10 protein-coding genes are annotated in these 13,388 nt (G+C 73.2%); 4 read left to right on the top strand and 6 right to left on the bottom strand.

What is annotated here, in order from left to right; genetic code table 11:
• Window positions 1-36 precede the first annotated feature (36 nt).
• On the bottom strand, window positions 37-1,512 hold the full coding sequence (locus ACIQZN_RS06250) for a S28 family serine protease (protein WP_403988861.1): 1,476 nt from the start codon (window positions 1,510-1,512) through the stop codon (window positions 37-39).
• Between the two features lie 131 nt (window positions 1,513-1,643).
• The gene (locus tag ACIQZN_RS06245) at window positions 1,644-2,060 is read right to left on the bottom strand and encodes a hypothetical protein (protein WP_403988859.1); all 417 of its coding nucleotides are present in this window, start codon (window positions 2,058-2,060) and stop codon (window positions 1,644-1,646) included.
• 185 nt (window positions 2,061-2,245) lie between these two features.
• Between ACIQZN_RS06245 and ACIQZN_RS06240 the strand changes: the two genes are divergently transcribed.
• Entirely contained in the window at window positions 2,246-2,740 is a 495-nt protein-coding gene (locus ACIQZN_RS06240; protein ID WP_403988857.1) for a hypothetical protein, read from the top strand.
• 9 nt (window positions 2,741-2,749) lie between these two features.
• Here ACIQZN_RS06240 and ACIQZN_RS06235 read toward each other — a convergent pair whose 3' ends face one another.
• From ACIQZN_RS06235 to speB, 4 genes are all read right to left on the bottom strand, one after another.
• The gene (locus ACIQZN_RS06235; protein WP_403988855.1) at window positions 2,750-6,499 is read right to left on the bottom strand and encodes an ABC transporter ATP-binding protein; all 3,750 of its coding nucleotides are present in this window, start codon (window positions 6,497-6,499) and stop codon (window positions 2,750-2,752) included.
• A gap of 114 nt (window positions 6,500-6,613) precedes the next feature.
• A complete protein-coding gene (locus tag ACIQZN_RS06230; protein WP_403988853.1) occupies window positions 6,614-7,492 on the bottom strand; it encodes a serine hydrolase in 879 nt (292 codons plus the stop codon).
• A gap of 163 nt (window positions 7,493-7,655) precedes the next feature.
• Entirely contained in the window at window positions 7,656-9,341 is a 1,686-nt protein-coding gene (locus ACIQZN_RS06225) for a thiamine pyrophosphate-binding protein (RefSeq protein WP_403988851.1), read from the bottom strand.
• Entirely contained in the window at window positions 9,338-10,306 is a 969-nt protein-coding gene (gene speB, locus ACIQZN_RS06220; protein ID WP_403988849.1) for an agmatinase, read from the bottom strand. The genes ACIQZN_RS06225 and speB overlap by 4 nt, the downstream gene beginning before the upstream one ends.
• A 226-nt stretch (window positions 10,307-10,532) precedes the next feature.
• On the opposite strand from speB, the gene ACIQZN_RS06215 reads away from it, so the two are divergent.
• The 3 genes from ACIQZN_RS06215 to ACIQZN_RS06205 all read left to right on the top strand — a co-directional run bounded on the left by ACIQZN_RS06215 (window position 10,533) and on the right by ACIQZN_RS06205 (window position 13,359).
• Window positions 10,533-10,790, top strand: coding sequence for a hypothetical protein (locus ACIQZN_RS06215; RefSeq protein WP_073965107.1), 258 nt, complete (start codon window positions 10,533-10,535; stop codon window positions 10,788-10,790).
• A 60-nt stretch (window positions 10,791-10,850) separates the two neighbouring features.
• A complete protein-coding gene (gene eccD, locus ACIQZN_RS06210) occupies window positions 10,851-12,191 on the top strand; it encodes a type VII secretion integral membrane protein EccD (protein ID WP_403988847.1) in 1,341 nt (446 codons plus the stop codon).
• A gap of 64 nt (window positions 12,192-12,255) precedes the next feature.
• Window positions 12,256-13,359 (top strand): MinD/ParA family protein, encoded by a 1,104-nt coding sequence (locus tag ACIQZN_RS06205; protein WP_403988845.1) that lies wholly within the window; start codon window positions 12,256-12,258, stop codon window positions 13,357-13,359.
• The last annotated feature ends 29 nt before the right edge of the window (window positions 13,360-13,388 follow it).

Genomic DNA, 13,388 nt, shown 5'->3' with positions numbered 1-13,388 from the left:
TGCCCCGGTGGCCGTGGCCACCGGGGCAGGCTCACCTCACGGGTGCCGGACGCCGAGGCGGTGGTCGGTCGGGCGGTCCCTGTTGTCGAGCCGCGCGTCGAACTTCGCGAGCGGCTTCGCCTTGGACTCGTCCTGCTGGACGGCGGCCGGGGCGACGCCCGCCCAGCGCAGGATCGCGGCCGTGGCCGTCGCGTTCTCGGAGGGCGCGAGGCCCGCGACGTTGGAGCCGTGGTTCCCGCCGGGCTGGGTGAACACATAGCTGTCACGGGCGCCCGCCCCGAGCCGGAAGCGCTCCGCGCCCCACGGGTCGTTCTCGCCGTAGACGTACAGCATGTGCGTGGCGTGGTGCTTCACCCAGCTGTCGACGTCCCGCATCACCCCGGGCTGGAACCGCATCGGGATGGAGCGCGGCACGAAATTGCGCGGCGGCTGGTAGCCGTAGCGGCTCAGCCCGCCGAGCCAGGGCTGCCTGATGTCGGGCGAACCGAGCTGGGTGCCCGCCTGGTAGTAGTACGGCGTGTAGTTGGCCAGGCCCTGGTCGGCGTAGGCGGAGAAGCCGGAGATCGCGTCGACCGAGTCCCAGATCTCCTGGTCGGTGGCCTTCTTCGCGTCGGCCGGGAGGCTGTCGCAGTCGGCGAGCAGGCTGTACTGCCAGAACGCCCACACATAGTCCATGACGACGGCCTCGTACGCCTTGTCCAGCGAGCCGACCGTGTCGAAGGTGTAGCCGTTGTCGGCCGCGTACCGCGCGTACTTCGCCTCCAGCGGCGCCCGGCGGATCAGGGCCTCGCGCTGTACGCCCCCGAGCTTGTCGCGGCACTCCTTGGTGCCGACCTTCGCGAAGAACCGGTCGTACGCCGAGTCCTCGTTGTTCACCACGTCGTTGGGGGCGACATAGGCGACGACGCCGTCCATGTCCTTCGGGTAGTAGCGCTCGTAGTACGTGGCCGTCATGCCGCCCTTGGAGCCGCCGGTGGTCAGCCAGTTCTCGGAGTAGATCCGCTTGAGCGCGGTGAAGACCCGGTGCTGGTCGCTGGCCGCCTGCCAGATGTCGAGCTTGGACCAGTCGGCGGGCGAGGGCCGCGACGGGGTGAAGTAGCGGTACTCCAGCGAGACCTGGTTGCCGTCGATGATCCGGGTGGGCTCGGAGCGGCTGGGGTTGGTGGAGACGTTGTAGCCGCCGGTGAAGAACACCGTGGGGCGCGAGGTGTCCTTGTGCAGCAGGGTGATCCGCTGCTGGAACGTTCCCTTGGACGGGTGGCGGTGGTCGACCGGCTGGGTGTAGTTCAGGACGAAGTAGCGGTAGCCCGCGTAGGGCTTCTCCTCGATGAGACTCATGCCCGGGATGGCCAGGATGCGGTCCTTGATGTCCGTGCTCGTGCCGCTGTCGCTCACGGCGGTACCGAGCGGGGCCGGTACGGCGGCGGTGGCCGCCCCGGCCGAGGCACCCGTCGCACTCACCGTGCCGATGAGCACCGCGAGCGACAGGATTCCTCTGAGCGCCTTGCGCATGCGTGTCCTCCCCTGAGCCGTCTCCGGAGTCCCGTGAGACGCCTCTTGGTCCACAGCTGACGCGGTGAACCTAGCGGGGCAACACACGTACCACCAGACCCCCTTGCCCGGGTCCGGGAGGTGTCACCCGGTCAGCACAGGATCCAGCTCGTGCGGGCGCCCTTGCCGTCGATGGTGCCGGAGACCCGTACGCACCGGTTCAGGGCGTGGACGGTCACCGGGCCGGCCAGCTGGGTGAAGCGGCCGCTGTCCGTGACGGGGAGGCCGCCGCGCGGCTGGATGGTGACGGACATGGGGCGGCGCTTCCCGGGCCTGGCGGCGACGGCGGTGACGCAGGCGTAGGCGCGGGACTTGTAGACGCGGAGCTCGCCCGTCGCGAACTTCACCGTCTTCTTCGGGCGGCCCGCGCAGGCCGAGGCGGCGTCCGCGCTCCCCGCGACCGCCCCGCCGACCACCAGTGCGAGGGCGGTGGCCAGGGCGAGGACCACCGCATGGCGGTGGAGCCCGCGCCGCGCGCCCCAGGCGTGTCCTTCGGTCCCTCTGGTCACAGCAGCCCCATCGCTTCATCGAACATCCGCGCCTCTACCCGACACCTGGGCGCATATGCCTGTACCTGCGTACGACGCGGGAGGCCATCCGGAGGTTGCATCCGGCGGGCCCGGCACCTGCGGAGGGCGGAGCGGCCCACCATGGTGCCGGACAGGACAGACCACCACGAAAGGCAGGAACCGTCATGACTCGAACCCGCTCCGCCCGGCGCACCGCCGGTCGTACGCTGCTCGCCTCCGCGCTCCTCGCCGCCGCCGTCGCCGTGCCCGCCGCCGCGTCCACCGCAGCCCCGCGCGAGGCGGCCGCCGGGGCGACGGTCACCGACGAGACCGCGACCCAGGAGTCCCGGCTGGTGGACGACTTCTACAGCGCGTACCTCGACGCGGTGGCCGCCGAGGACGGCGGGGACCTCGCCACCGCGCTGCGCGGCTTCTACCTCACCCCGGGCCTGCGCGACCGCCTCGCCGAGTGGGAGGCGGCGAACCACGCGGACGGCGTGCTCCTCGCCCAGGACGTCCCGGTGGACCACCTGGTCACCGCCGGCCACAGCGGCGCCGGCCACACCTGGTCCACGGTCCGCCTCACCTGGGGATCGCCCGAGGACCCCGCGTACACCTACCTGACGGTGCGCTCGGACCTCGCGACCGGGAAGATCTCGGCGATCCGCGACGACGCGTAGGGCCTGTCGTCACACCCCGGCCGGCTCGTCCTCTCCTATGAACGTGCGCCACAGCACCGCGTAATGCCCGTCGCGGGCCAGGAGTTCGTCGTGGGTGCCGTCCTCCACGACCCGGCCGTGGTCCATCACCACGACCCTGTCGGCGCGGGCGGCCGTGGTCAGGCGGTGGGCGACGACGAGCGTGGTGCGGCGGCCCGCGAGCCGGTCGGTCGCCTGGTTCACCTGCGCCTCGCTGGCCAGGTCGAGCGAGGCGGTCGCCTCGTCCAGGAGCAGGATGTCCGGGTCGACCAGCTCGGCGCGGGCGAGCGCGATCAGCTGGCGCTGTCCGGCCGAGAGGTTGCGGCCCCGCTCGGCCACCTCGTGGAGGTAGCCGCCGTCCAGCGTGGCGATCATGTCGTGCGCCCCGACCGCCCGGGCCGCCGCCTCCACCTCCGCGTCGGTGGCGTCCGGCCGCCCGTAGGCGATGGCGTCGCGCACGGTCCCGGGGAAGAGGTACGCCTCCTGCGGTACGACTCCGAGCCGGCGCCGGTACGCGGTGAGCCCGAGGCCGCGCAGATCGGCGCCGTCCACCGTGATCCTGCCGTCCGTCGGGTCGTAGTACCGGGCGACCAGCTTGACCAGGGTCGACTTCCCGGCCCCGGTCTCCCCGACGAACGCGACGGTCTGCCCGGCCGGGATGCGCAGGTCGACGCCCCGGAGGGCCGCCTCCTCGTCCCCGTAGGCGAAGGACACGTCCTCGAAGGCGATCTCGCCGCGCAGTTCGCGGACGTGCCGGGGATCCTCGCGGTCGGTGGTGGAGGCGGGCTCGCGCAGGAGTTCCTGGATGCGGCCGAGGGAGACGGCGGCCTGCTGGTAGCCGTCGAAGACCTGGGAGAGCTGCTGGACGGGCGCGAAGAACAGGTCGATGTAGAGCAGGTAGGCGACCAGCGCGCCCGCGGTGAGCGTGGCGTCGTCCACCCGGTGGGCGCCGACGATCAGCACCGCCGCGGCGGCCACCGACGACAGCAGCTGGACGAACGGGAAGTAGACGGAGATCAGCCACTGCCCCCGCACCCGCGCCTCGCGGTACTCGTCGCTGCGCGCGGCGAACGCGTCGGCCCCGTCCCGTTCGCGCCGGAACGCCTGCACGATGCGGAGGCCGGCGACGGACTCCTGGAGGTCCGCGTTGACGACGCTGATCCGCTCACGGGCCAGCTCGTACGCCTTGACGCTCTTGCGGCGGAAGAAGACCGTCCCGACGACGAGCACCGGCAGGGTCGCGAAGACGACGAGGGCCAGTTCCACATCGAGGACCAGCAGCGCGACCATGATGCCGAGGAAGGTGACGACGGAGACGAAGGCGGTGACCAGGCCGGTCTGGAGGAACGTGGACAGCGCGTCCACGTCCGTCGTCATCCGGGTCATGATGCGCCCGGTCAGCTCGCGCTCGTAGTAGTCGAGCCCCAGCCTCTGGAGCTGGGCGAAGATCTTCAGCCGCAGCGCGTACAGCACCCGCTCGCCGGTGCGGCCGGTCATCCGGGTCTCCCCGATCTGCGCCGCCCACTGCACGAGGACGACGACGAGGGCGAAGGCGGACGCCGTCCAGACCGCGCCCAGCGCGAGCTGGGTGACCCCGTCGTCGATGCCGTTCCGGATCAGCACCGGGAGCAGCAGCCCGGCCCCGGCGTCCGCGGCGACCAGGCCGAGGCTGACGAGCAGCGGCAGCCCGAAGCCGCGCAGCAGTCTGCGCAGCCCGTAGGAGTCCTCGGGGCGCACCGCGCGGTCCTCGTCCACGTCCGGGATGTCGTTCGCCGGGGGCAGGGCCTCCACCTGGGCGAGCAGTTCGGGTGTGGCGGGCGTGCCCGCCGTGTCGGTGGACCGGTCCTCCTCGCCGCGCACCCACAGCGCGGGCGTGATGCCGCGCTCGGCGTCGAACGCGGCGTCGATCTCGTCCTGGAGCGCGCGGTCCCGGGCCGGGTCCTCAATGTCCTTCGGGGCGGCGGCCGGGCGGTGGCCGGGTGAGGGGCTGCCCAGCTCGTCGGGGTCGGTGAGCAGGCGCCGGTAGAGGGCGCAGCGGCGCTCCAGCTCCTCGTGGGTGCCGAGGTCGGCGAGGCGGCCGTCGTCGAGGACGGCGATGCGGTCCGCGAGGTTCAGGGTGGAGCGGCGGTGGGCGATGAGCAGCGTCGTACGGCCGGCCATCACCTGGCGCAGGGCCTCGTGGATCTCGTGCTCGACGCGGGCGTCCACGGCGGAGGTGGCGTCGTCCAGGAGCAGCAGGCGGGGGTCGGTGAGGATGGCGCGGGCGAGGGCGATGCGCTGGCGCTGGCCGCCGGAGAGGGTGAGCCCGTGCTCGCCGACCTTGGTGTCGTAGCCGTGGGGCAGCTCGGCGATGAAGCGGTGGGCCTGGGCGGAGCGGGCGGCCTGTTCGATCTGCTCGTCGGTGGCGCCGGGCAGGCCGTACGCGATGTTGGCGCGGACCGTGTCGGAGAACAGGAAGCTGTCCTCGGGGACGAGGCCGATCGCGGCGCGCAGCGAGTCGAGAGTGAGCTCCCGCACGTCGTGGCCGCCGAGGAGGACCGCGCCGTGCGTCACGTCGTAGAAGCGCGGCAGCAGCAGCGAGACGGTGGACTTGCCGCTGCCGGAGGCGCCGACGACGGCGACGGTCTCGCCGGGTTCGATGGTCAGCGAGAAGCCGTCGAGGACCGGGCGGCGCTTGTCGTCGTAGCCGAACCGGACGTCCTCGAACTCCACGCCGGCCGGGGCGTCGGCGGGGAGCTCCTTGGTGCCGTCCTTCATGGTGGGCTCGGTGTCGATGAGCTCCAGGACGCGCTCCACACCGGCGCGGGCCTGCTGGCCGACGGTGAGGACCATGGCGAGCATCCGGACCGGGCCGACGAGCTGCGCGAGGTACGTGGAGAACGCGACGAACGTGCCGAGGGTGATCTCGCCCCGGGTGGCCAGCCAGCCGCCGAGGGCCAGCATCGCGACCTGGCCGAGGGCGGGCACGGCCTGGAGGGCGGGGGTGTAGCGGGAGTTCAGCCGGATGGTGCGCAGCCGGCCCGCGAACAGCCTGCGGCCGACCTCGCGCAGCTTGCCGGTCTCCTGCTCCTCCTGCCCGAAGCCCTTGACGACGCGGACGCCGGAGACGGCCCCGTCCACGACGCCGGCGACGGCGGCCGCCTGCGACTGGGCGTACCAGGTGGCGGGGAAGAGGCGGGCGCGGGAGCGGCGGGCGATGTACCAGAGGGCGGGGGCGACGGCGACGGCGACGAGGGTCAGCAGCGGCGACAGCCAGGCCATGATCACCAGGGAGATCAGGAACAGCAGCACGTTGCCGATGGTCATCGGGAGCATGAAGAGCAGGCTCTGGATGAGCTGGAGGTCGCTGGTGGCGCGGCCGACGACCTGCCCGGTGGACAGCTCGTCCTGGCGCTTGCCGTCGAGCCGGGTGATCGTCCCGTACATGCCGGTCCGCAGGTCGTGCTGGACGTCGAGCGCGAGCCGGCCGCCGTAGTAGCGGCGGATGTAGGTGGAGGCGTAGACGAGGGCGGCCGCCACGATCAGCAGGCCGGTCCAGACGGCGAGGGAGCGGGTGTGGCCGACGACCACGTCGTCGATGATCACCTTGGTGATCAGCGGGACGAGGGCCATGACGGCCATGCCGGCCAGCGAGGAGCCGAGCGCCAGCAGCACGTTGCGCCGGTAGCGCCAGGCGTAACCGCTCAGTCTGCGCGCCCAGCCGCCTTGCTGCCCGCGTTCCGTCTCCCGTGCGTCCGCCACCCGGTGCCTCCCGTTCGACCTGATCCGACGGAAGGCACCAACGCGGGGTGTCGCGGATTTCATCCCTCCGCAACAAATACGGGACCTGAGACCTAGGTCGTGCCCCGGCCGTTCCTAGAAGTGGGCGGCACGCATGATGCGCGGGTTGAGGTCCTTGTGGACGACTCGGGCGACGGCCTGGATGGTGTTGATGCCGTCGTTCATCGTCTTGTTGTCCTGGGTGAGCACGGTCAGGCCGTAGTCGTGGCCGTTGCCCGTGAAGGCGCCGATGCTGTGGACCCGCCAGCCGTGGGTGGAGCGCTGGAGCCAGCCGTTCTTGAGCTGGACGGTGGTCCCGGTGACGGCGCCGGCCGGGGTGCCCCAGCGCTGCGAGGAGACGACCTTCTTCATCAGCCCCAGCTCGTAGGAGCGGGCGCTGTCCGTAAGCACGGAGTTCTTCGAGGTGAGCAGGGTGAGCAGCCGCTGCTCGTCCTGGGCGGTTATCTGGGTCAGGCCCCAGTAGCCGCCGGAGCCGGGCACGGTGTGGGTCATCCCGGCCGCCTTGAGGAAGGCGTTGACCTTGGTGGTGCCGAGCTGCTTCCACAGGGCGGTGGTCGCGTCGTTGTCGGACTTGGTGATCATCTTGGTGCTGAGGTCGATCTCGCGCTGGGTGAGATAGCGGTTGTGCTGGGAGTTGTCCCACAGGAGCGTGGCCAGCACGGTCGCCTTCACGACGCTCGCGGAGTCGTACTTGGTGGTCGCGCGCAGCGTGCACGTGGTGTTGGTGGACCGGTCGTAGAGCGCGAGCGCGACGGTGGACTTGCGGCCCTTGAGCGCGGCGGTGATGTCCTTGGTCAGCTGGGCGGCGAGCCCGGCCCGGCCGGAGGTGCAGCTCACCTGCGCGGTCGCGGCGGACGCGGGCGCGGCGGCGAGGGCGACGGGCGCGAGGACCCCGGCGGCGACGGCGGCACAGAGCGCGGCGCGGCGGCGCCCGGTGGTACGGGACGTGGTCATGGTGCTTTCCCCCTGAACGATTCCTGCGGGCGGCCCCCCCGGCACGCCCGCAAGAGATGACTCGCGGACGGCCGGAAGGTTGTACGCGCCACAGAGCCCGGCGGGGGTCTGTTACAGGTACGTCGAATTGCAGGTGTGTGGGCTTGTGTCGGGTGTCTGGTGCTTACAGGTGCGTGGGCTCGAACATCTTCAGCAGGGCCGGGAGTACGACGACCGAGGGCCCCGGCCGTCCGAACGCCTCCGCCAGGTCCGCGGCGAGCGTCTCGGGGCTCGTGCGGACCGCCGGGACGCCGAAGGACGCGGCGAGCGCCGTGAAGTCCGGGCGGGCCAGCTCCGTACCGGTGGTCTCGCCGAAGGCACCGGTGAGGTACTCGCGCAGGATGCCGTAGCCGCCGTCGTCCACGATCAGCCAGGTCACCGGCAGGTCGTACTGCCGGGCGGTGGCCAGTTCCGCGACGGAGTACATCGCGCCGCCGTCGCCGGAGACCGCGAGGACCGGCCGGGTGGGGTCGGCGACCGCCGCGCCGAGCGCCGCCGGGAACGCGTAGCCGAGGCCGCCGGCGCCCTGGGCGGAGTGCATGGTGTTCGGGCGGCGGGCGTCGAACGCGGCCCAGGCCCAGTAGCCGAGGATCGTCATGTCCCAGAAGCTGGGCGAGGCGTCGGGCAGGGCGGTCCGGATCGCGCTCAGCAGGTCCTGTTCCAGGTCGCGGCCCTGGCCGGCGATCCGGTCCCGAACCCGGCCGAGCACCCCGGCGACGCGGTCCGCCGCTGCCGGGTCCTCGCGCGGGGCGACCGCGTCGATGAGGTCGGCGAGCGCGTCGCGGGCGTCCGCGTGGATGCCGAGCGCGGGGAGGTTGGCCTCCAGCTTCCCGGCGTCCGCCTCGATCTGGATCACCCGGCCGCGCGGGGCGAACGTGTAGTAGTTCGAGGAGAGTTCGCCGAGTCCGGAGCCGACGACGAGCAGGACGTCCGCGTCCTCCAGGAAGTCGGTGACGTGCCGGTCCTCCACCCAGGACTGGAGCGAGAGCGGGTGGACCCAGGGGAAGGCGCCCTTCCCGCCGTACGTGGTGACCACCGGGGCCTTCAGCTTCTCGGCCAGCGCCCGCAGCTTCCCGGAGGCGTCCGACCGTACGACCCCGCCGCCCGCGACGATCGCCGGGCGCTCGGCACGCGACAGCAGGTGCGCGGCGACCGCGATCAGTTCCGGGCGGGCGTGCAGCTCGCGCGGGGTGGCGTCGGGGGCCAGGACGACGGGCAGCCCGGTCGCCGCGTCCAGCACGTCCTGCGGGATCTCGACCCAGACGGGGCCGTGCGGGGCCGTCAGCGCGGACTCCCAGGCGGCGGCGATCGCGGACGGGATCTGCGAGGCGGCGCGCACGGTGTGGACGGACTTCACCACGTCCCGGAACGACGCCTGCTGGTCGCGCAGCTCGTGGAGGTGGCCCCGGCGCCCGCCGCCCAGACCCCGGACCGGGATCTGGCTGGAGATCGCGAGGACCGGCGCGGAGGCGGCCGCCGCCTCCTGGAGCGCGGCGAGCGAGGTCAGCGCGCCGGGCCCGGTCGACAGGAACAGCGGGGCGACCTCGCCGGTGATCCGCCCGTAGGCGTCGGCCGCGAAGCCCGCGTTGTTCTCGACGCGCAGCCCCACGTACTCCAGCGACGAGCGGCGCAGCGCGTCGAACAGCGCCAGCGCGTGCTGTCCGGGCAGCCCGAAGACCGTGGTCGCGCCGAGCCCGCGCAGCGTCTCGACGACGAGGTCGCCGCCGGTCCGCCCCGGTGGCGGGTTCAGCGCTGCCTCGATCTGCGCCGGGGTGAGCTCGGGCCGCTCGTCGTGGTGGTCGTGACTCACTGCTGGCGGGCCTCCGCGATCTGGCGGGTCATGATCGTCGTCAGCTCGTACGCGGTGTGCGAGGCGGCGACGGAGGTGATCTCCGCGTGATCGTACGCGGGGGCGACCTCGACCAGGTCGGCGGAGACCAGGTGGCAGGAGGACAGGCCGCGCACGATCTCCAGGAGCTCGCGGGAGGTGAGGCCGCCGGCCTCCGGGGTCCCGGTGCCGGGGGCGTGCGCCGGGTCGAGCACGTCGATGTCGATGGAGATGTACAGCGGCCGGTCGCCGATGCGCTGGCGCAGCTGGTCCGCGATCTCGTCCACGCCGCGCCGCATCACGTCGGCGGAGGTGACGATCCCGAAGCCCATCTTGGCGTCGTCGGTCAGGTCCTGCTTGCCGTAGAGCGGGCCGCGGGTGCCGACGTGAGAGAGCGCCGAGGTGTCGAGGACGCCCTCCTCGACGGCCCGGCGGAACGGGGTGCCGTGCGTGTAGGCGGCGCCGAAGTAGGTGTCCCAGGTGTCGAGGTGGGCGTCGAAGTGGAGCAGGGCGACCGGGCCGTGCTTCTTGGCGACGGACCGCAGCAGCGGCAGCGCGATGGTGTGGTCGCCGCCGAGCGTCATCAGCCGGGCGCCCGTGGACAGCAGCTCGTCGGCCGCCGCCTCGACGGTCTCCACGGCCTCCTCGATGTTGAACGGGTTGGCCGCGATGTCCCCCGCGTCGGCGACCTGCGCCAGGGCGAAGGGAGAGGCGTCCTGCGCCGGGTTGTACGGACGCAGCAGCCGGGACGCCTCACGGATCGCGTTTCCGCCGAAGCGGGCGCCGGGCCGGTAGGAGACACCCGAGTCGAACGGCACCCCGACGACGGCCACGTCCGCCGTGCCGACCTCGTCCAGGCGGGGCAGCCGGGCGAACGTCGCGGGCCCGGCGTACCGGGGGACGCGCGAGGAGTCGACGGGGCCGCGCGGCGTCTCGTTGCTGCTCATGGTGGGTGGTGCCCTTTCCATCGGGTGCGGGTGCCGGGGTCTTCCGGCGCGTCTGCCGAAGCGACGCTAGGCGGCCGCGGGGCCGGACTGAAGTGTACGTTTCGTCCACTCACCCACCGGAACGGATGAAACCCCCACGCCCCGCCCCGCGCCCCGTGATCCGGCCACCCTGAGGTGTCCCCCTCAGTACTCCATGCCTTATGTTGCAGTGGCAAAGGGGGGTCGCATGGCACGGGATTACGACAGTCAGCTGCTGGAGTCGGTGGGAGTACGCCGCCGGCGGATGCGCGACGCGCTCCTGTTCGGCACCGGCCGTGCGCGGCGGACCGCCGACGAGCGCCTGGGCAAGGTGTTCGCGGGCATCGCGATCACCGCGGTGCTGTGCGCGGGCTGCGTCGGCTGGTCCTTCCTCCAGCACACCCTGGACAAGCAGAAGGCCGAGCAGGAGAAGCAGCAGCGGCAGTACCAGCAGTACGACCGCTGACCGGTTCACCCCGAAATTCCTGGACGTCGCGATGATTGGTTTTCGTCAGTGAGTACGGCAATGGCTTCCCGAGCAGAAATGAGCCGGGTGACCCTGGTCGGCGAACGGCGCCGCGCGGACCTCGTCCTGCCCTCCGACACCCCGGTCGGGCAGCTCCTTCCGGACATTCTCCAGCTGCTGGACGACCGGGCCGCTTCCCGCCCGCTGACCAGGCAGCTGCTCACCGCGGACGGCTCGGCGCTGCCGCACGACGCCACCCTGGCCTCGGCGGGCATCGGTGACGGTGCCGTGCTCCGGCTGGTCCGCATCCACGCGGCCCCGCCGGCCCCGGTGGTCCACGATGTGACGGACCAGGTGGCGGACAGCCTGGACCTCCAGACCTGGCGCTGGCGCCCGGCCGCCCGCCGCGTCGGAGCGGGCGCGGCGACCGTGGTCTTCGCGGTGATCGCCGCGCTGCTCGCCCGCCGCGAGTTCCCGCTGGGCGCGCTGGCCGGGGCGCTGGCGGGCGTGGCGGTGCTGCTGCTGGCGGCCGGTGCGCTGGTCGCCCGGCTCGGCCGGGGCAACCGCGCGCTGGCGACCGCGCTGCTCCTCGTCTCGGCCGGGCTCGGCGTCCTCTCGGCGTGGACGGCCGCCGACGCGTACGACTGGTCCGGTGCGCTGCGGCTGGCGGCCGTGGCCGGGGCGGTCGCCGTGTCGCTGGCGCTGCTCGGGCTGCTGTCGCCGCTGGGCCGGGGCGGGCTCGTCGGCGCGCTGGCCACGGCCGTGATGACGGGGGTCTGGGAGGTCGTCGCGGCCGTCGCGGAGGACCCGGCCAGGCTCGGCGCCGTGATGGCCGTGTTCTCCGTGGTCCTGCTGGGCCTGCTCCCCCGGCTCGCCCTGATGGCGTCGGGCCTCACGGGGCTGGACGACCGCCGCTCGGGCGGTGCCTCGGTCAGCCGGCACGACGTGGGCAACGCGCTGGCCGCCACCCACCGGGGCCTCGCCCTGGCGACGCTCGTCACGGCGGTGTCGGCCGCCGCCGGCGGTTACCTCCTCACCACGGCGGACCGGCCGACCGTGTGGACGGTGCTGCTGCCGTGCCTGGTCGCGGTGGTGCTGCTGTCCCGGGCCCGGGCGTTCCCGCTGGTGGCGGAGGTGGTGGCGCTGTTCGCCGCCGCCGCGTTCGTCGCGGTGCGGCTGGTGGTGCTGTGGCTGGACCACTCCGGCGGGGCGGGGCCCATCGCGGTGCTGTGCGCGGCCGCGCTGCTGCCCCTGCTCGCGCTGGCGGTGGAGCCGCCGGAGCACGTACGGGTGCGGCTGCGGCGGACGGCCGACCTCATCGAGTCCATCGGCGTCGTGGGGCTCTTCCCGCTCGCCGTCGGGGTGTTCGGCGTCTACGGGCAACTGCTGAACAAGTTCTGACGACTCCGAGACCACTGACGCGGGCGCTCCCGGCGGGGCATCGAAGCGGCGAAGAAGGGCAGACATGCCGAACGCGGAACACAACTGGCAGGGCGACCTCCTGCGCGACCTGAGAGGGCCCGGCGAGACCGGCGGCCCCGGGGCCCCGGCGGACCCACGCCCGTCGGTGCCGCCCGCGCGCCCCGAGCCCGCGCGGCAACCCGCCCCCGCCGCGCAACCCTGGCCCGGGACGCCCGCGCCTCCCCCCACCCCCGACTCGCTCCCCGTCCTCGACAAGGCGATGACCGCCGTGGCCCGGCGGCCGGTGCGCGGTGAGGCCGTCGCCGTACGGGCCGCGCGCGCCGTGCGCCGTATCGTCTCCGGGTCCGCCGCCCGGGAGGTCGCCGCGCTCACCCGTACCGCCGAGGTGCTCCAGCAGCCGGTGACGACGGGGCGGCAGATCGCGGTCACGTCCATCCGGGGCGGCGCCGGCAAGACCACGGTGACCGCGCTGCTCGGCACCACGTACGCGCACTACCGGCAGGACCCGGTCCTCCTCGTGGAGGCCGACCCGGCGCTGGGCTCGCTGCCCCTGCGGATGGGCGCCGAGGCGCTGCGGTGGACCACGGCCGACCTGGCGGACATCGCCGCGCCGCAGATGTCGCTGCTCGACGTCACCGGCTATCTCGTCCAGCTCCCGGACAACGCCTGGCTGCTGCCCGGCAGCCAGGGCCGGATCGGGGCCATGGTCGACACCGTCACGTACGAACGCGTGATGGTCGCCCTGCGCCGCTACTTCGGGGTGACCGTGGTCGACTGCGAGACGCTGCCCGCCGAGGTCGCCCGGGTCGCCCTGTCCGCCGCGCAGGCCCGGGTGCTGGCGGCGCCCGCCACGCTCGACGGGGTGACCAGCACGTACGCCGTGCTCCAGTGGCTCCGGGCGCTGCCCCCGCACGTCATCGAGGGGACCGTCGTCGCGCTCTCCGTGACGACCCCGCGCCCCGGCATCGACATCGACGCGGCGGCGGAACGCCTCACGACGACCGGCGCCCGCGTCCACGTCCTGCCGTACGACCGGCACCTCGCGGCCGGCGGACCGCTGCGCACCGAACTGCTGTCCCGCCCGGCCCGCCTTGCCGCCACCCGCCTCGCCGCCGAGGTCTTCGAGCTGTCCCAGAGGCGCCGGTGACACCCGTGCGCCACCACGCCCACCCGGCC

Source organism: Streptomyces sp. NPDC097595 (assembly GCF_044761525.1).
Classification (GTDB): domain Bacteria; phylum Actinomycetota; class Actinomycetes; order Streptomycetales; family Streptomycetaceae; genus Streptomyces; species Streptomyces drozdowiczii_A.
The sequence above is the reverse complement of the archived record's forward strand: the minus strand, read 5'-3'. Positions and strand labels throughout refer to the sequence as shown.